18 protein-coding genes are annotated in these 19,673 nt (G+C 42.4%); all 18 read left to right on the forward strand.

Annotated elements, in window-relative coordinates; translation table 11 throughout:
- Positions 1-2: 2 nt before the first annotated feature.
- Positions 3-1,022, forward strand: a complete 1,020-nt coding sequence (locus BXY41_RS01540; RefSeq protein ID WP_104433859.1) for a LacI family DNA-binding transcriptional regulator — start codon at positions 3-5, stop codon at positions 1,020-1,022.
- 158 nt (positions 1,023-1,180) lie between these two features.
- The gene (gene iolC, locus BXY41_RS01545; RefSeq protein ID WP_104433861.1) at positions 1,181-2,215 is read left to right on the forward strand and encodes a 5-dehydro-2-deoxygluconokinase; all 1,035 of its coding nucleotides are present in this window, start codon (positions 1,181-1,183) and stop codon (positions 2,213-2,215) included.
- Positions 2,216-2,236: 21 nt separating this feature from the next.
- Complete coding sequence (gene iolD / locus BXY41_RS01550) at positions 2,237-4,168, forward strand: 3D-(3,5/4)-trihydroxycyclohexane-1,2-dione acylhydrolase (decyclizing) (protein ID WP_104433863.1); 1,932 nt, start codon at positions 2,237-2,239, stop codon at positions 4,166-4,168.
- Between the two features lie 31 nt (positions 4,169-4,199).
- Positions 4,200-4,985, forward strand: coding sequence for a 5-deoxy-glucuronate isomerase (locus BXY41_RS01555; protein ID WP_104433865.1), 786 nt, complete (start codon positions 4,200-4,202; stop codon positions 4,983-4,985).
- A gap of 69 nt (positions 4,986-5,054) precedes the next feature.
- Positions 5,055-5,954, forward strand: coding sequence for a myo-inosose-2 dehydratase (gene iolE, locus BXY41_RS01560; protein ID WP_104434613.1), 900 nt, complete (start codon positions 5,055-5,057; stop codon positions 5,952-5,954).
- Positions 5,955-5,981: 27 nt separating this feature from the next.
- Complete coding sequence (gene iolG / locus BXY41_RS01565; RefSeq protein WP_104433867.1) at positions 5,982-6,995, forward strand: inositol 2-dehydrogenase; 1,014 nt, start codon at positions 5,982-5,984, stop codon at positions 6,993-6,995.
- 208 nt (positions 6,996-7,203) lie between these two features.
- Positions 7,204-7,911 carry a response regulator transcription factor gene (locus BXY41_RS01570; protein ID WP_207657047.1) on the forward strand — a complete coding sequence of 236 codons (708 nt, stop codon included), beginning with the start codon at positions 7,204-7,206 and terminating at the stop codon, positions 7,909-7,911.
- Positions 7,911-9,008 carry a sensor histidine kinase gene (locus tag BXY41_RS01575; protein WP_104433871.1) on the forward strand — a complete coding sequence of 366 codons (1,098 nt, stop codon included), beginning with the start codon at positions 7,911-7,913 and terminating at the stop codon, positions 9,006-9,008. The genes BXY41_RS01570 and BXY41_RS01575 overlap by 1 nt, the downstream gene beginning before the upstream one ends.
- 91 nt (positions 9,009-9,099) lie before the next feature.
- Positions 9,100-10,008 carry an ABC transporter ATP-binding protein gene (locus tag BXY41_RS01580; RefSeq protein ID WP_104433873.1) on the forward strand — a complete coding sequence of 303 codons (909 nt, stop codon included), beginning with the start codon at positions 9,100-9,102 and terminating at the stop codon, positions 10,006-10,008.
- Positions 10,005-10,715 carry an ABC transporter permease gene (locus BXY41_RS01585; RefSeq protein ID WP_104434615.1) on the forward strand — a complete coding sequence of 237 codons (711 nt, stop codon included), beginning with the start codon at positions 10,005-10,007 and terminating at the stop codon, positions 10,713-10,715. Before BXY41_RS01580 ends, BXY41_RS01585 begins: the two co-directional genes overlap by 4 nt.
- 11 nt (positions 10,716-10,726) lie before the next feature.
- Positions 10,727-11,461: an ABC transporter permease gene (locus BXY41_RS01590; RefSeq protein ID WP_170072142.1), complete on the forward strand. Its 735-nt coding sequence runs from the start codon at positions 10,727-10,729 to the stop codon at positions 11,459-11,461.
- 165 nt (positions 11,462-11,626) lie between these two features.
- On the forward strand, positions 11,627-12,319 hold the full coding sequence (locus tag BXY41_RS01595) for an MgtC/SapB family protein (RefSeq protein WP_104433877.1): 693 nt from the start codon (positions 11,627-11,629) through the stop codon (positions 12,317-12,319).
- A 122-nt stretch (positions 12,320-12,441) separates the two neighbouring features.
- Positions 12,442-13,167, forward strand: coding sequence for a phosphatase (locus tag BXY41_RS01600; protein ID WP_104433879.1), 726 nt, complete (start codon positions 12,442-12,444; stop codon positions 13,165-13,167).
- A 63-nt stretch (positions 13,168-13,230) separates the two neighbouring features.
- On the forward strand, positions 13,231-14,181 hold the full coding sequence (locus BXY41_RS01605) for an ROK family protein (protein WP_104433881.1): 951 nt from the start codon (positions 13,231-13,233) through the stop codon (positions 14,179-14,181).
- A gap of 20 nt (positions 14,182-14,201) precedes the next feature.
- Complete coding sequence (locus BXY41_RS01610; protein WP_104433883.1) at positions 14,202-15,842, forward strand: hypothetical protein; 1,641 nt, start codon at positions 14,202-14,204, stop codon at positions 15,840-15,842.
- Positions 15,843-16,100: 258 nt separating this feature from the next.
- Positions 16,101-17,735 carry an ABC transporter substrate-binding protein gene (locus BXY41_RS01615; RefSeq protein ID WP_104433885.1) on the forward strand — a complete coding sequence of 545 codons (1,635 nt, stop codon included), beginning with the start codon at positions 16,101-16,103 and terminating at the stop codon, positions 17,733-17,735.
- An 85-nt stretch (positions 17,736-17,820) separates the two neighbouring features.
- Complete coding sequence (locus BXY41_RS01620) at positions 17,821-18,774, forward strand: ABC transporter permease (protein WP_104433887.1); 954 nt, start codon at positions 17,821-17,823, stop codon at positions 18,772-18,774.
- A 6-nt stretch (positions 18,775-18,780) separates the two neighbouring features.
- A complete protein-coding gene (locus BXY41_RS01625) occupies positions 18,781-19,659 on the forward strand; it encodes an ABC transporter permease (RefSeq protein ID WP_104433889.1) in 879 nt (292 codons plus the stop codon).
- Positions 19,660-19,673: the final 14 nt, after the last annotated feature.

Consider the following 19,673-nt stretch of genomic DNA (forward strand, 5'->3'; position numbering starts at 1 on the left):
AGATGGCGGGAACGATTCGGGAAATAGCAGAGCGGGCAGGTGTGTCCAGAGGTACTGTTGACCGCGCGTTAAATAAACGGGGGCGGATTGACAAGGAAGTGGAAGAGCGGATCTTTCAGATTGCAGACGAAATCGGTTATGTGCCGAAAAAAGAAAAGACGGCAGTAAAAAAGGAATCGGTTAAAATCGGCATAGTAACCCAGCTGGCTAAATCGTCATTTATGATTCCCATCAGAAAAGGGTTAGAAGATGCACAAAAAGAATTGAAAAAAAGAGGAATCGTCTTTGTAATGGAAGAGTGTGTTACTGTGAGCGAGGAAGAGCAGCTTGCAGCCATTGAAAGGCTGGAAAAAAACAAGGTCTCAGGAATTGCAATCATGCCTGTGGAGTGTGATAAAATAAGGGATAAAATTAATTCCCTGATTGAGCAGGGAATCTCGGTGGTGACTTTTAATACGGATATTGTAGGGACAAAACGAAGCTGTTTTGTGGGTCAGGACAACAAACGGAGCGGACGCACGGCTGCTGGGCTTATGGGAATGCTCACCGGCGGACAGGGAAAGATTCTCGCTATTACTGGATATTTTGGGAATAGTGTTAACAGTATGCGTGTGGATGGGTTTGTGGATGAGATAAAGAGGACGTTTCCGGGGCTTGAGCTTGTGGGAGTACAGAGCAGCTTTGACGAAAAGGAAGAGGTGGAAAAAATCCTTGTCAACACTCTGACTGCTTATCCGGATCTCCAGGGTGCGGTGATATTCTCAGGAGGCCAGGGGGGCGTAAAAAAGGCGTTTGAAGAGCTGAAGCTGGAAAAAAAGCCCCATATTATTATCTATGATCTGACCACGGGTAATATCAGGGCTTTGGAAGAAGGAATCGCTGATTTTCTCATTGACCAGAATGGTTATACACAAGGGTACCGCGCCCTGTTCATCCTTACGGATATCATGCAGGCTGGAAGCGGAAAAGGGCAGGAATTTTTTTACACGGATATTATTATTAAAACAAAATACAATATTTAAAATCACCATGGAATCAGGGGTCTGTTCAGGATAAAAAACAGATCCTGATTTTTTTTATTAAGTAAGCGAAATCACTTGCACGCGGACTGCGTGCGTGGTATAATGTAGGCACATGAGATGAGCGAAAAAGCACGCAAACAGATGGGAGAGGTGTAACGATGGAATATATAAAATTTAACGAAGCCAGAGAGCTTGATTTAATACTTCTTGGCAGAGTGGCCATTGATTTTAACCCTGCTTACAATGAGCAGGTGAAGGAAGAGTTTAAGCCGCTTAAAAAGGTTCACATGTTTGAAAAATTTGTAGGCGGTTCTCCTGCCAACATTGCCGTAGGCGTGACAAGACATGGAATGAAAGCTGGATTTCTTGGAAAAGTATCCGATGACCAGTTCGGCGAATTTGTAGTGGATTATTTTAATGAACAGGGAATTGATACCTCCCACATTACCAAATGTAAAAACGGAGAAAAACTGGGACTTACGTTTACAGAGATGCTGTCCTCCAGCGAAAGCAGCATTCTGATGTATCGAAACTGCATTGCTGATTTGCAGCTGAGTGTGGAAGACATTGACGAAGAATATATTAAAAAGGCAAAAGCCATTTTAATTTCAGGTACTGCACTTGCAGAGAGCCCATCAAGAGAAGCGGCTCTTAAGGCTGTGATGCTGGCTAAGAGAAACGATGTAAGAATTATATTTGACATTGATTACAGGGCATATAACTGGAAAAATACAGATGAGTTATCTATTTACTACTCAACGGTTGCAAAAGAAGCGGATATTATTATGGGATCAAGAGAAGAATTTGATCTGACAGAAAAGCTGATTAAACCTGGTATGACAGATGAAGAAAGTGCTGCTTTATGGCAGGGATACCATGCAGCAATTGTGGTAATCAAGCATGGTATGAAGGGGTCTACCGCATATACCCGGGATGGCCAGTCATTTTCCATAAAACCGTTCCCGGTAGAGGCAAGAAAGGGCTTTGGAGGCGGAGATGGATATGGTTCCGGTTTCCTGTATGGTCTGTATCAGGGCTGGGATATTATTGACTGCCTGGAATTTGGTTCTGCAGAAGCGTCCATGATGGTAAAGAGCAATAACTGCTCGGACTCTCTTCCCACACCAGAGGAAGTGCATGCATTTATAAAAGAGGAAAAGGAAAAATTCGGTGAGATGATCGCCCGTGTATAAAAATATAAAGGAGAGCGGAACATGTCAAAAACAATAAGAATGACAACAGCACAGGCACTTGTAAAGTTCCTGGATAACCAGTATGTTTCAGTGGATGGAACAGAAATTAAGTTTGTTGAAGGTTTTTTTACAATCTTCGGCCATGGAATTGCAGTTGGTCTGGGAGAGGCTCTGGACACGAATCCGGGACAGCTTCGGGTTCTTCAGGGAAGAAACGAGCAGGGGATGTGCCATACAGCCATTGCATTTGCCAAACAGAACCAACGCAGAAGAATTATTCCCTGTGCTTCCTCAGTAGGACCTGGAGCTGCCAATATGGTGACAGCCTGTGCTACTGCAACTGTCAATAACATTCCATTGCTGGTATTTCCTGCGGACACCTTCGCATCCAGACAGCCTGATCCGGTGCTTCAGCAGTTAGAGCAGAGCAGCAGCCTTGCCACCACCACCAACGATGCATTTAAACCGGTATGCAAGTACTGGGACAGAATTACCAGACCTGAGATGATTATGAGCGCCTTAATTAATGCCATGCGGGTGCTCACAGATCCGGCAGAGACAGGAGCCTGCTGTATTTCCCTCTGTCAGGATGTAGAGGGAGAATCCTTTGATTATCCGGAGTATTTCTTTAAAAAACGGGTTCATAAGATTACAAGACCTGTTGCAGTGGAAGAAGAACTGGAAGAAATTGCTGAAATCATTGCAGAAGCGAAGAAACCCATCGTGATTGTAGGCGGAGGAGTTCGTTACTCAGATGCAGGAGAAGTGGTAGAACAATTCTGTGAAGAATTTAAGATTCCCTTTGGAGAGAGCCAGGCTGGAAAGAGCGCCTGCAAATCCAGCCATCCCTACTGTCTTGGAGGAATTGGAGTAACCGGTACTTATGCCTCCAATGTCATTGCAAAGGATGCAGATGTGGTAATCGCCATTGGAACCAGACTCAGCGATTTTACCACCAGCTCCAAGTGGCTGTTTAAAAGAGAAAATGTGAAATTTGTTACTATAAATAACAGCAGATTCCATGCCTATAAAATGGATGCATCCATGGCAGTGGGAGATGCAAAAGTAACCGTAGAGGCACTGACAGAAAAGCTGAGAGAAAAACAGTATGTATCCCAGTACCGCAATGAGATCACAGACGCAAAGAAAAAGTGGGATGAAGAGATGGTTCGCCTGGGCAGCATTGAGTATACAGGAGATGATTTCGAACCCATTATCAAAGCCAGAGATCCAAGAACGATTCCGGAATTTGTCCGTCTGACCAATGGTAAGATCACCCAGACCGCAGCACTGGCAGCAATCAGAAGAGTGATTGATGCAGATGCCACAATCATTACGGCAGGAGGTTCCCTTCCAAGCTGTATGCAGCGTATGTGGACCACTGACAAGCGGGGCGGATATCATGCCGAGTATGGATATTCCTGTATGGGATATGAAGTGGCAGCAACTCTGGGCGTTAAATTTGCAGAGCCGGAACATGAGGTTTACTGCGTAGTCGGCGATTCCAGTTTTCAGATGCTGCACAGTGAAATTATGACAATTATGCAGGAGAGACAAAAAGTCAATATCCTGATCTTTGATAACTGCGGTTTTGGATGTATCAACAACCTGGAGATGAACCATGGAATTGGAAGCCTTGCAACAGAGTACCGCTATACAGACGGGAAAAAACCAACCGGCGATTTAATTCCTGTTGACTATGCAAAGGTGGGAGAAGGTTATGGATTAAAGACTTATACCTGCCGTACCATTGCAGAACTGGAAGATGCATTGAATGATGCCAAGAGCCAGGAGAGAGCCTGCCTGTTTGACTTAAAGGTAATTCCGAAGACCATGTCCGACGGATATGAATCCTGGTGGAATGTGGGACTTGCTGATACGTCTGAAAAAACCAGCGTAAACGAAGCGTTTGGAAGAGTCATGGAAGGCAGAAACGCAGCAAGAAAGTATTAAACGGCCGGATATGACCGGAAAGGAAGAAAATATGAGTCAGGTATTCGGATATCCGGAATTTGATGAGTCCGGAGAAAAGATTTTAACAACTTATACCAATGAGTATAAGGAAATGAACATGGACATTCGTGTTTACCGCATGAAAGCCGGGGAAACCAGAACCTTTTTAAAAGAGGAAGAAGAAACTGCTGTGCTTCTTTTAAAGGGAAAGATCGTATACCGTGGCGGCAATGTGGAGCAGGAAGCCTCAAGAATTGATGTTTTTACGGAGGGACCATGGTGTCTGCATGGCTGTGCAGGAACAGAGATTTCCGTGGAAGCAAAAGAGGATTCAGAAATTTTAGTCCAGTCAGCAGAAAATAAAAGAACCTTTGAAGCAAAACTGTATCAGCCCGAAGATGCACCATGGAAGTATTCTTCTGTGGGCAAGTTTGGCAATGTGGCAAAACGTCGGGTGAATACCATTTTTGACATAGAGATCGCTCCTTACTCCAATATGGTTTTAGGAGAGGTTTTAAATGACCGGGGGAACTGGTCCGGTTATCTTCCTCACAGACATCCACAGCCGGAGACCTACTATTTCCTTTTTGACCACCCGGAAGGATTTGGTGCCAGCTTTGTAGGCGACCAGGTATTTAAAAGCACAGATGGAAGCTTTTCCGCAATTCCGGGAGGGGAACTTCATCCCCAGGCAGTGGCTCCGGGATACCAGATGTATACCTGTTGGATGATCCGCCATCTGGAGGGCAATCCATGGAATCAGACTGACCGCAACGAAGATGAACGATACGTGTGGCTGCATGATGCCGAGTTTTAATAACACAGGGGTTAATCGCCGCGAAACCAGCGGTATAAAAATATGAAAAGACAGGGAAGGGAAGCAAAAATGTTAAACAAGGAGAAAGTTAAATTAGGAATTGCACCAATTGCATGGACAAACGATGATCTTCCGGATTTAGGTAAGGAGAATACCTTCGAGCAGTGTGTCAGCGAAATGGCACTTGCAGGATTTACCGGTTCTGAAGTGGGTAATAAATACCCCAAAGATCCGGAGGTTTTAAAGAAGGCTCTGGAATTAAGAGGGGTTGAGATCTGCAATGCATGGTTTTCCACATTCTTAATCAGCAAACCTTACGAAGAGACTGAGGCTGAGTTTGAGAAACACGTAGCTTTCTTAGCTGCCATGGGCGCAAAGGTAGTAGGTGTTTCCGAGCAGAGCTACAGCACACAGGGAATTCAGGACCAGCCGGTTTTCGAAGGAAAGCATGAGATGGACGACAGAGAATGGGATCTTCTGTGCACAGGCTTAAACCGTCTTGGCAAGCTGTCCAAGGAAAAATACGGCGTGGCATTAACATTCCACCATCATATGGGAACCGTAGTTCAGTCAGCTGCTGAGACAGACCGCATGATGGAACATACAGATCCGGAATACGTAAGTCTGCTTTTTGACAGCGGCCACTTCGCTTACTGCGGAGAGAATCCGGTTGAGATGGTAACAAAGCACATCAAGCGTATTAAACATGTTCATTTAAAAGATATCCGTCCGGAAGTAGTGAAACAGGTGAGAGAAGAGAAGATGAGCTTCCTGGCAGGCGTACGTGCAGGCGCATTCACCATTCCAGGCGATGGCTGTGTAGAGTTTGAGCCAATCTTCAAGGTGCTGGAAGATGCAGCTTATGAGGGATATATGGTAGTGGAAGCAGAGCAGGATCCGGCTAAGGCCAATCCGTTAGAATATGCAATCCGTGCAAGAAAATTCATTGCTGAAAAGACAGGTCTTTAATTTAAAGGATAAAAGGAGAAGAATATTATGGTAACCGTAGGAATTATCGGAGCAGGCAGAATCGGAAAGGTTCATACCGCAAGCATCTGCAATATCGTTAAGAACGCAACAATTAAGACAATCGCTGACCCATTTATGAACGAGGAAACAGCAAACTGGGCAAAGAGCATGGGTGTATCCAATACAACCAAGGATTATAAAGAAATTCTGGCAGATCCAGAGATCGATGCAGTTTTAATCTGCTCCTCTACAAACACTCATTCTCCTATCTCTGTAGAAGCAATTAAGGCTGGAAAGCATGTATTCTGCGAGAAGCCAATTGATCATGACGTAGATAAGATCAAAGAGGTAATTGATGCATTAAAGGATAGCAAGGTAAAATATCAGGTAGGCTTTAACCGCCGTTTTGACCACAACTTTGAAGCAGTGAGAAATGCAGTTGCAGCAGGAAAAATTGGCGATCCCCATATTATCAAAGTGACTTCCAGAGATCCTGAGCCACCCAGCGCAGAATATGCAGCTGTATCCGGCGGTATGTTCCTTGATATGACCATTCATGATTTTGATATGGTACGTTATCTGGCTGGATGTGATGCAGAAGAGATCTATGTACAGTCTGCAGTTTTAGTTGATCCTGCCATTGGAGAAGCTGGCGATGTGGATACTGCTGTAATCACCATCAAGATGGAGAACGGCGCAATTGCTGTAATCGACAACTCCAGAAAAGCAGCTTACGGCTATGACCAGAGAGCAGAAGTATTTGGCTCCAAGGGTATGGTTGCAACCACCAATGACACAGAATCCAGTGCAGTTTTAAGCACTGCTGACGGTGTGACTGGCGAGAAACCTCTTTACTTCTTCTTAGAGCGTTATATGCAGTCCTTTGCAAAAGAAGTGAACTGCTTTATCCAGGCCATTGAGAATAATACAGACACTCCTCTTGGCGTATTAGATGGTTTAAAACCGGTATTAATGGGAATCGCAGCGAAGAAATCTGTTGAAGAGCACAGACCGGTTAAAATCTCCGAAATTACAATGTAAATGGAAAGATCCGCTGTGTTTCCCGCGGAGGACATTTTCAAACTGTGGTAAAATTGTTCGTATGTATCGGCAGGCAGTGAGTACTTACTGCCTGCCGATTTTTTTATGCATCCTTTGGCAATCCATAACCTTCCCTTTTTATTACTTTCATTGTAAAAAATACTGTGATATTGTTATATGGACTGTTGATTTAGGAAGGAGAATGAAAATGGAAGAATGTATTCTTTTGGTGGATGATGAAAAAGGAATTTTAGATATGCTGGAAATTGTTTTGAAAAAAGAAGGATTTCGTAATATTAAAAAAGCACAGACAGGCAAGGCTGCATCTCAGCTAATTCAGGAATTCAATCCCAGACTTATTGTATTAGATGTCATGCTTCCAGATGTTAACGGACTGGAGTTTTGTATGGAACTGCGTAAAAAAACAGATGTACCAGTGCTTTTTTTAACAGCCAAAACATCTGATTATGATAAGCTGACCGGTTTTGCAATGGGAGGGGACGATTATATTACCAAGCCTTTTAACCCAATGGAGGTGACCGCACGAATAAAGGTACAACTGAGACACCAGCACTTGTATTCTCAAATTGATCAAAGTAACATGCTGGAATTCCAGGATTTCAGCATAAATAAGAATTCTTGTGAGGTTAAAAAAGATGGAAGTGTTTTGGAGTTTACTGCACTTGAATACTCCTTACTGCTATATTTTGCAGAACATCCCAACAGGATATTTACGACTTCACAATTATATGAAAATGTATGGGAACAGATAAATTTTGGAGATGAAAAAACCGTTGTTATGCATATTTCCAGGATACGAAAAAAAATAGAACCTGAAACAGATAAAGTAAAATATATTCACAATATTCGGGGATTGGGGTATAAATTTATTCCTCATAAAAAGGAGGCACTGTAATGAGAAGTGTCTTTCGGACAATAGGAAAAGTTTTGCTGCTAATGATCATCCCTTTAGTTGTTTACCTGCTCAGTGTCCGCGTATTTATGGGATTGTTTTTATTTCTGCATAAGGTATGTCCTCTGATAGGTTTAGCAAATGAAGAAAACATGCGCCACACAGCTATTTTTCTTTCGGCTGTTCTTGTTGCAAGCCTGTTTTTTATATTTGTTTTACGACCTGTTTTATATGTGATTCATTGGATACAATCATTGGATGGAGGGAATTTTAACGAACCGGACAGTTGTTTTCATGGCGGAAATTTTCTGCTCAGCAGATGGTCGCGGTTTTTGTACAGAGAACTTTTGCAGCAGATGTACAGCTTAAGCAATAAACTGAAACAAAGTGAGGCTGATCAGGTAGCACTGGAAAAAAGCAGACGGGAATGGCTTGCTGGAATAACACATGATTTAAAAACTCCGCTGACCTATATTCAGGGGTATGCCTCTATGATATCCGCACAGGACTACAAGTGGGAGGACGGAGAGATAATAGATTTTGGTAGAAAAATAGAGGAAAAATCCAGGCATATAAAAGATTTAATTGATGATCTCAATCTTTCTTTTCAATCGAAGGATGGAAAAATTATTGTGCACAAAACAGAAGTGGAAGTTGTTGGATTTATACGCAATTGCGTATTAGATATTGCAAACTCTCAGCAATTTTCTGATTACATGTTTTCTTTTGATTCAGACTTGGATGGCTTATCTATGGTGATAGATACGACTTTGATACAGAGAGCCCTGCAGAATATTCTTATTAACGGAATTATACACAATCCCCCTGAAACAGAAATCAACGTATCTGTGGGAAAACAACAAAACAATCTTTTAATTAAAGTTAAAGATAATGGAAATGGGATGGATGAAGAAACAAAAAGTAAGCTTTTTGACACTTATTACCGCGGAACGCCGACAGACCGTCCTACAGAAGGATCGGGGCTTGGTATGTCCATAGCCAAACAATTTATCGAACTGCATAATGGGTCAATTCACGCTGAAAGTACGATAGGGCAAGGCAGCTTTATATTTTTTGAACTGCCTATTTTACTTAATTGAACGATTTTATATACATTTTACTTTTGTTTACCTGGAAGTTAGAGTAATTATGTATACTCCTGTCAGAAAGAAAAATACAGGAGGGTCTCTTATGTCTGAATATATTATCGAAACGGATGGGTTGACACGTCGTTATGGTCAACATGTTTCTGTAGATCATATTAATTTACGGGTTCCAAAAGGAAAAATTTACGGTTTTTTAGGAGCAAACGGTGCAGGAAAAACCACAACAATTCGTATGCTCCTCAGCTTAATTCGTGGGGATGAGGGCTCTATACGGATTATGGGACAATCTTTGCAACGGGATCGTGAAAAGATTCTGAGAAATGTTGGATCACTGGTGGAAGGTCCTTCTTACTATGGACATCTGTCAGCATATAAAAATCTGAAAATAATCTGCATGCTTTTGGATTTGCCTGAGAAGGATATTGACGAGTTCCTTGACATTGTACGGTTATCTCCTTTTGCCAGGCAAACGGTAAAAGGCTACTCCCTCGGTATGAAGCAGCGTCTTGGTATTGCGCAGGCATTAATCCGCAGACCGAAACTGCTTATTTTAGACGAGCCCATGAATGGTCTTGATCCGGCAGGCATTCAGGAAATTCGTAACTTAATGTTATCGCTTTGCCATCAACAAGGAATTACCATTTTTTTATCCAGCCATATTTTAAGTGAAATTCAGACTATAGCAGATGAAATTGGGATTATACAAAATGGCAGGCTCATTTTTCAAGACAGTATACAGGAACTGGAGAAAAAAAGTACGACCAGACTTTTGGTGCGGATTGAAAATCAGCAAGAGGCATTCCGCGTACTGTCGGCTGCTGGTGCCGATGTAGTTTTACAGGAGGGAGAACTGCTTATATCTTTATCGGATGAAATAGATCAGGCAAGAGTGTTCAATATTCTTCAATCTTTTTCCATACAGCATATGCAGGAATTAACGGTTTCTTTAGAAGACATCTTCCTGAACCTGACTGGCATGGATGGTAGTTTATGATGAAACGGTTATTTTTTGCAGAGTTTTATAAGACAAGGAAAATTTGCTATATTGTCCCTTCTGTTAGTGCTGTGGTATTAATTTTATTCACTTGTCTGGAGTGGTATTTATATTTCAGGCAAGGGGATTCAGGAATATATGCAGGCTTAAATATTATTTATATGTTTTTGTCTTTTAGTATGCTGCTAACAATATCGCTGCTTTGCAGCATGGTATCTGAAACAGAACATCAATCCCAGGGTCTCAAATTTCTTTTTGCCTCACCAGTAAACCGTATGGCTTTTTACTTTACAAAAGCAGTCTGGGTTATTCTTCTGATGCTTTGGTACAGCATTCTGGTCTTAGGTGGTTTCTGCCTGGTATGGTCTTTGTATACAAATAAAATTCTGCCATTTTCATTTTTAGTGAAACAGATTTTTGGCTGTTTAGCGGCTTCGTTTCCTGTACTATCTATCCAGTTATTTCTTTCCATTTCCATACCCAATCAAACACTTCCACTTGGTTTGGGTGTGACTGGTGCAATATCAAGCCTCTTCTTGCCTCGAATTACGCAGTATGATGTTTTATACATCCTTCCCTGGTCATATCCTTCTATGTCAAGCCCATTCATTGGAGGGTATACGACATGGATTGCTATCGCTATGGGATCAGGTCTGATTTTGTTTGTAGCAGGTGCTATGGGATTTTGTTCTTTAGAAATAAAATAGGAGAGTACAGTATGTATAAATTACTTTATTCGGAGTATCAAAAAATAAAATGGCTCTTTATTCTTAGCATAATTTTATTAGAAGGTGTTTTAACATGGATTCTCGCTGCGGGCAATACAAAGTCTTTGTCCTACTATTTTCCCTATAATTGGACGACACTTTATTTTCAGGCAGTATCTTTTCATGGTATGTTTTTTTTGCCTCTTTTCACAGGTATTTTTGCTGCGCTTCTATGCTTTTATGAACATAAAGATGGAGGCTGGAAGCAGTTACTTACAATGCCCTATCCGCGTTTTAAAGTGATCCTGTCCAAATTATTAGCTTTAATTACTTTGATTGCTTTGATGCAGGTTTTGTTCCTGGCAGAATATTTAATAACGGGAAGTATAATTTATGTAGAGGGTATGATTCCATGGAAATGTATTTTGCAGGGGATCATAGGTGGCTGGCTGGCCTGTTTTCCTCTTGCTATGTTACAGGTTTGGCTGGCTACCCGCTTTCAATCTTTTGGCGTTGCACTATTGCTTTGCATTTTTTCTGTAATTCCCAATATTGTTTTGACAGGGCTTCCTGCTTCACTTGGGGCATGGTTCCCATTTTCCGCCCCGTATTACGCCATGTTTCCACAAGGGATAAATCTTTCTCCGCAAGTGGAACCAACTACATATATATTAATTCTTCTGATCACATTTTTCGCCTATTTTATGATAGGCATACGATCTTTTGTCCGTAAAGACTGGAAGTAGTTTCTGTTACCTTCCTTAAATTATTATCCTGACCGTAAAAAGTACAAAAAGTGCATAGTAACCAGCATGGAAAAAGCAATTTCTGCGCTGACGTTTCCGGTTAAACATGTTAAATTAATAGCATATTTTAATAGATATAGTTCATTACAGAAAAGAGGAGTTGTCATGTATCAATTGGAACAGATGGTGATTGGCTGGGTGGAGCGTTATGACCTGGTCTATCAGACCAGTTTGCTTTTACGAATCGTCGTGGCCGGTTTTTCAGGATATTTAATCGGATACGAAAGAAAAAACCGGAATAAAGGGGCTGGAATGAGAACCCATGCCATTGTGGCGATGGGAGCCGCTCTTATGATGGTTGTATCCAAGTACGGCTTTCAGGATATTCCCAAGTTTGATGCCTCCAGAATCGCCGCCCAGATTGTATCGGGAATTGGTTTCCTGGGAGCGGGCGTTATTTTTGTAAAGAACAATTCAGTCAGCGGACTGACTACTGCTGCCGGGATCTGGGCAACTGCAGGAGTGGGAATGGCGGTAGGAGCCGGTGCTTATTATCTGGGCTGTGGTTCCGCGTTTCTGTTGATTATGATACAGGTTCTGCTCCACGATGTCCCATTTTTGTCCAAGGAACCTTACCGGTGCATGCTGAAAATCAACACATCCCATTACGACGCCGTTATTACAGAGTTGTTTCATAAACTCAATGAGGATAAGGTTAAGGTGCTGAATGTAAAGATCGGGAAATCCAAGGACGGGACCAAGATTGAACTTGATCTGCTTTATCCTGCTGGCTATGAAAAAAATGATCTGGTTATCCGTCTGTCCAATGATAAACGGATTGATTCAGTGAACGGTTAGAATGAGAAAAACAAAAATTGCAATAATTATGGAAAGAAAGACAAAAATAATGTAGAAGCTTTGCGGGTAAAAGGGATATACTCATCGGGTAAGAATACGAGAAAAAGTAAAGTGGGAATTTTATGATAAAACATCTTGCTGCAGATTTGCACACTCATACAGATATAAGCAGGCATGCTTACAGTACCGTTTATGAAATCATAACGGCAGCAAAGGATTTTGGATTAATGGCTGTGGGAATCAGCAACCACTGTCCGGCTCACCCGGATGGGGCACCTGAAGGTCATTTTCGAAATCTCAGGGTAATACCAGAGTGGGTGGACGGTATCCGTGTATATCGCGGAGCTGAACTGAATTTCACTGACTTTGAAGGTGAAATTGATTTAAGCCCTGATACCATAATGAACCGTCTGGACTATACCATAGCCTCTTTTCATGATGATGTGATACCACCGGGAAGCGTAGAGGATCATACAAGAGCGTATCTTCATGCGGCTGAAAATCCACTGGTGGATATTATTGGTCACAGCGGGACTGCCCGTTATGAATATGATTATGAACGGGTAATACCGGAGTTTGGAAAGAATGGCAAGGTGGTAGAGATTAATGAAGGAACCTTTCATGTCAGAAAAAGTTCTGCAGATAATTGCCGGACCATTGCCAGATTATGTATGAAATACAGCGTTCCCGTAATAGTCAGCTCTGATGCTCATTTTTGCCGGAGTGTGGGAGTGTTTGAAGAAGCGCTTTCTATGTTAAACAGCCTGGACTTTCCGGAAGAACTGGTAGTAAATGCAGACATGAAGCAGTTGGAGTCCTGGTTTCTTCATAAACGGAGAGTGCAGTAGAGAAGAGAATGCCGGGGCGTAGCTGCGCTCCGGCAGTTGTGCGCGGAAGGGAGCGGATAGAAAATGAAGTATTATATCGGAATAGACTTAGGCGGAACCAATATAGCCGCAGGTCTGGTAGGAGAAGACGGAACACTTTTTACCCGCCTGTCTGTACCAACCAAAAGCGGAAGAAGTGCAGGGGAAATTGTTCAGGATATGGCGGAGCTGGCTAAGAAGGCAGCCAAGGAAGGTAATATTGCCTGGGAAGAGATTGAAGCGGTAGGACTTGGGGTGCCGGGTACAGCCAACAAGGAGACCGGCATGGTGGAATATGCCAATAATCTGGGATTCTATGATGAGCCGGTGGTTTCCATGATGGAGAAGGCACTTCCTGGTAAAAAAATTCGTTTTGATAACGATGCCAATGCGGCGGCCTGGGGAGAGTATATAGCAGGAAGCGGAAAAGGTGTAAGCTCCATGCTGGCGGTTACTCTGGGAACCGGTGTAGGCGGCGGAATCATACTTGACGGAAAACTTTTTGAGGGAATTAATTATGCAGCAGGAGAATTTGGGCATTTCACCATAGACCGGAACGGAATTCCCTGCAATTGCGGAAGAAAAGGATGCTTTGAGGCATATGCATCCGCCACTGCCCTGATTTCTCAGACAAAAGAGGCGATGCTTGAAAACACACAATCCATCCTCTGGGAACTTTGCGGCGGGGAGATTGAGCGCGTGGAAGGCAAGACACTTTTTGACGGTGTCAGAAGACAGGATGGAACGGCGCTTAAGGTATTTGACCGGTACATTGAATATCTGGCGGCTGGTCTGCTGGATTTAATCAATATATTCCAGCCGGAGTTAATCTGCATCGGCGGAGGCATCAGCAAAGCCGGCGATTTGCTGTTAGAACCATTGAAAAGGGTGATTGATCAGGGCGACTATGCAAGAACCTCAAAACGCAGGACAAGAATTGTTCCAGCGGTGTTGGACAATGATGCAGGACTTATCGGAGCTGCTTTATTAGACTAGAAGAAAAGAGGACAATAATTATGAAACGATATATGGGACATCTGATACGTTCCGCAGAGAAGCGGGTGGATCATTTTTTAAGCACACAGGTCACCAATGAGAAGGATCCTTTTTATGGCGGAATGAAACGTGCCATTTTAGAGGTAAAGCCAACCATCTATGTGATGGCAGATGCTGCTTCGGTTTATTTAAATTCTGAGAGCAGATACTATAAAGACGCTGGGCTACTTCGTGCCATGGAGGCAGCTGTAACCTTTATCGCAAACTGCCAGAGAGAAGATGGAAGCTTTGATTATCCATCCTGCAATTTTAAATCTGCGCCGGATACCTCTTTTTGCTTTAAACGTCTTATTGCAACTTACCGTCTGTTTTTAAAATATACCGGGGAAGGCGAACTGGACAAACTGAAAGATGGTTACCGCTTTATACTGGAAGAATCCTTAAACGCTCTTTTAACTGGTGGTTTTCATACTCCAAACCACCGTTGGGGCATTACTGCAGCTCTGATGCAGGGTGCTAATCTTGTAAAAGAAGACAATCCTGAATTTGCGGCTCAGCTTCTTGCCCGGGCTGACCAGTATCTGGCAGAAGGAATTGACGGGAACGAGGAAGGGGAGTACGCAGAACGTTCCACTGGCAATTACAATGCAGTGGTTAACAATGCCATGATGGCAATGTATGAGGAAACCGACGATGATAATTACCTTGGTTATGTAGAACGAAACTTAAAAATGATGCTCTTTTACATTGACCCCGACGATACCATTTTCACACAGAACTCAACAAGGCAGGATCAGGGCAAAGCCGATTATCCGGATAAGTATTTCTACCAGTATTTATATATGGCTGCAAAAACGGGAGAAGAAATCTTTGACCGCGCCGCTCATAAAATCATCAAAGACAATATGGAGCGGGGTGATATGGCACCGGAATGCCTGCATATAATCATGCTTCATGATTTTATGGAACAGTATGAGTTTAAGGGCTACGGCTTTCTGGATACCTACCATAAGCATTTTGAAGAAGCAGGCGTAATCAGAGGAAAGACTAACAATTACGGCTACAGCATTCTCAAGGGAAAAAGTGCATTTTTGTTCTTGAAATTTAAAGAAACTCTGGTATATTTAAAAATAGGCGAAAGCTACTGTGATATTCGTAATTTCGTTCCCCAGACCATTGAGGAAAAAGATGGGGGCTGTGTTTTGACCTCTGTAGCCAAAGGCTGGTATTATCTTCCCTTTAAGGAAAAGCAGGATACAACTGACTGGTGGAAGATGGATCATAAGAAACGTGAGATATTAAACAGCAGTGAAATTCGTATGACAGTTACACTGAAAGAATTAACTGACGGTATGGAAGTAACTGTTAAGGCAGAAGGACTTGATAAAGCACCTCTTCGTGTGGAAATTTGTATTCCGGCAGGCAGTGTTCTGGAAAATGAGCACTTCCACATGAGAGCAGAAAAGGCAGGAGAGATGGTTCTCAGAGATGGCTTCGTCAACCTGATTCACGAAGATCAGAAGCTTCTCATCGGACCGGGTTACGGAACACATGAGTTCGGCGGTCATTATTCTGGGGAGGAAATCAACACTACCGGCTTTACTCTCTATTTAAATGACTATACTCCTTATGAAAGAACGTTTTCCATTCGAAATATATAAAAAAAGCAGAGTCATATTTGCAAGATTGTTCATAATAAATATATCATATGCCAAAAGAGGCAGTTGTCCGGCTTGACGACTGTCTTTTTTACTACTTGGGTTATGGTGAAACTACTATTAACATATTAAAACTATAGAAAAATAGGATATATGTCGAAATATGTTGATAAAAGTAAGCAGTTCGTTATATAATGGTTTTAACTTTTTCTGATGAATGACAGATAAGTTTTAAGGGACAGTATATGAAAGGAGAAAATTATGAAAAAGAATTTTATGAAACGTGCGGGCATTCTTTTGGCAGCTGTTATGGTGCTTGGAGGACTTACCGCGTGCGGCGGCAAAGATCCGGCAGCAGAGGGAACAACAGCAGTGTCCGGCAGCTCAGCAGGGGCTGGTGAGACCACAGCAGAGGCGGCGAAACCGTCTGAGGGAGGAGAGAGTACATTTACCTATGCCATCGCAGGTGATCCGGGTGCTAATGTAAATGTAATTACAACCAGTGACCGTTTTGGTCTTATGACTATTAAGATGATCTATTCCCCGTTATATATGTATAATGCGGACGGAATTAACTATTTCCTTGCAAAGAGCATAGATACCTCCGATGATAATTTAACTTATACCATGCATTTACGCGATGATGTAAAGTGGTCAGACGGAGAGAAATTTACCGCTGATGACGTTGTCTTTACATTCGAGGCTATGGAGAAGGAAGAGAATGCAGGCTGGGCTTATTCCCAGTTGGTTTATAAGGAAGGTGCGGTAAAGATCGAAAAGGTTGATGATTATACTGTTAAATTAACCATGCCTTTTGTAAATTCCGCAGCAGTGGAGATGTTCTCCCAGATATTCATCATGCCAAAGCATGTGTATGAGAATGTAACTAATTTTGAAAATAATGATGTTAATACAAAGCCAGTGGGAACCGGACCTTATGTAATGTCTGAGTACTCAGCAGGTTCCTATGTGAAGTTTACAAAGAATGAGAACTATTTCCTGGGAGCACCTTCTATTGATAATATCGTATACCGTATTATTGAAAATGAGAATACAGCCATGACAGCAATCCAGAGCGGCGAAGTAGATGCATGGATTGGAACTCCGGCTCAGGTTGCTCAGATGAATCTTGATTCTGCTAACTTAACTGTTTATCCTTATCAGGAAGGCCGTGTGGCATATATGATGATCAATGCAGCCCGTGTTCAGAATGAGGATTTAAGAAAAGCAATTCTGTATGCTCTTGATAAGAAGGCAATTGCAGATGCGGCTCTTTTAAGCTCTGATTATTATGATCTGCCATGGAGTTTCATGCCGCCGAACAGCAAGTTCTTTACAGAAGATGTTGAAAAATACGAGCAGAACCTTGAGAAATCCAAAGAATATCTTGCGGCTTCCGGCGTACAGAAGCCTGAACTGAATCTTGCATACAGCGGTTCAGACACCTTACAGTCCACTTCAGCATTACTGGTACAGGAACAGCTTGAGAAAGCTGGATTTAAAGTGACTCTTTCCGGTATTGATTCCAAGGCGCTCAGCCAGCAGATGAAGGATAAGAATAATACCTATGATATGTACTTTGGCGGTTATATCATGGGAATTGACCCTGACACCTTCTCCAGCTTATTTGAAACAGGCGCTGCATACAATTATATGTATTATGATCAGCCTGAAATCAATGAGATGTTTGCACAGGGACGTAAAGAAACAGACGAGACAAAACGGAAAGAAATTTACACCAATCTTCAGAAGAAGATTCAGGATACAGCATGCTTCTATCCGTTATATTCCAACAAACGCCTCTTAGTTGTTTCTAAGAATGTATCAGGCATTGATGCTGCAAAGCTGGTTCCTGTTTATACCTTTGAGGATACCTCTAAGTTACAGAAAAAGTAATTGCATCTGCAAAAAAATGAGAGAGAATGGTGTTTCGCTGCATTAACTGCAGCAGACACCTCTTTCTTTATTAAGGAGAAATGATATGGCCAGATATATATTGAAACGAATATTAACAGCCATCCCTATGGTCCTTCTCATAACGGTTCTATGCTTTGCGCTGATGCATTTTGCGCCCTATGATGCCATTGACGCCATGACAACCCCTAAGATGTCACAGGAGACAATCAATTTAATCAAAGCAAAATACGGTTATGACCAGCCGGTGTATATTCAGTACGTCCGCTGGCTTGACGGGATTATGAACGGTAATTTCGGATATTCCATCGTGACAAAACAAAGTATTGCGGCAGATCTCGGGGTGAGACTTCCCAATACGATAAAACTTGTACTTCCGGCTTTTATAACCGCTTATATTCTGGCGGTTGTTCTGGGTCTGATTGCTGGTGCCAATAAAAATAAAAAAGCGGATAAGATCATAGATGCGGTTTCTTCCGTGGGAATTGCAGTTCCTTCCTTCTGGTTTGCCATGCTTCTTATCTTTGTTCTGGGTTATAAGCTTAAGCTTCTGCCCATTGTTGGAATGCATGCAGTAGGAATGGAATCCTCTGTAGTTGACTTTTTAAAACACTTTATCATGCCGTTTCTCACGCTCACCGTATCCTTCATGCCGGCGAATATTAAATTTGTCCGTTCCTCAACTCTAACACAGTTCTCTGAGGACTATGTTCTGGTTCAACGGGCGTTTGGCGCGACAAAAAGTGAAATCATGTTTAAGCATGTATGTAAAAATGTGCTTCTGCCTGTGATCACGCGCCTTGGTATGGCATTGCCGCTTTTGGTAACAGGAGCAATTATTACAGAGACAGTGTTTAGCTGGCCAGGAGTGGGGCCTTATTTCATCAAAGCGATTCAGGGTATGGATTATCCCATCGTTATGATCATTCTGGTGTTGTCCTCCACATTGGTTATTTTAGGAAATTTACTGTCGGATATCCTGTATTGTCTGATTGATCCGCGGATTAAGGAAATGGGGTGACAGGATATGAAAAACGAAACGAAAAATAAAGATAAATCAATTCGGATTGACAGTGTTAAGCTGGCCTTAAAGCATGATAAAGCAGCAGTTATCTCTCTGATCCTTTTAGGTATCATTATTCTGTTTGCACTTCTGGCGCCCTTTCTTCCCATGGAGCCCAATGCAACGGATATTGCCAATAGACTGAAAGAACCGTCTCTTACCCATTGGTTTGGTACGGATGAAGTGGGAAGAGATTATTTTGCAAGGGTGATCTATGGCGGCAGGGTTTCCCTGATTGTGGCTTTTTTAGCCATGCTCACAAGTTTAACCATTGGTGTGGCGGCAGGAACCATTGCAGGGCTGACCGGCGGAATCGTGGATATGATTCTGATGAGAATCGTTGATATTCTTCATTCCATACCGTGGATGGTACTGGTTACCGTTGTCAGCATTTTCTTAAAGCCGGGAATCCAGTCTATTATACTGGTGATTGGTCTTTTTACATGGATGGAGATTGCGCGGCTTGTGCGGGCCGAGACGCTGTCTTTAAAAGAACGGGAGTTTATTCTTTATGCTGGTTTTTCCGGAGTCAGTAAATGGAAAATAATTATCAGCCATATTATACCGTCGGTTTTCCCAACTATTATTGTGGCAGCTACCACCAGTATGGCGAATGCCATTATGACGGAATCTTCCTTAAGCTTTCTTGGAGTTGGTATTCAGCAGCCCATGTCTTCCTGGGGAAGCCTTCTGCAAAATGCCCAGGGAACCATGCAGAACAGTTTTCATATGGCTCTGATTCCGGGTCTATTAATTATCATTACAATTTTTGCTTTTAATAAGCTGGGTAATCTGCTCCGCGTCTATGTAGAACCAAAGGTAATGAGCGGTGAGAAAGAGTAAAGGAGGGACGAAGA

The sequence above is a fragment of the Lacrimispora xylanisolvens genome (genome assembly GCF_002934545.1).
GTDB classification, from domain to species: domain Bacteria; phylum Bacillota; class Clostridia; order Lachnospirales; family Lachnospiraceae; genus Lacrimispora; species Lacrimispora xylanisolvens.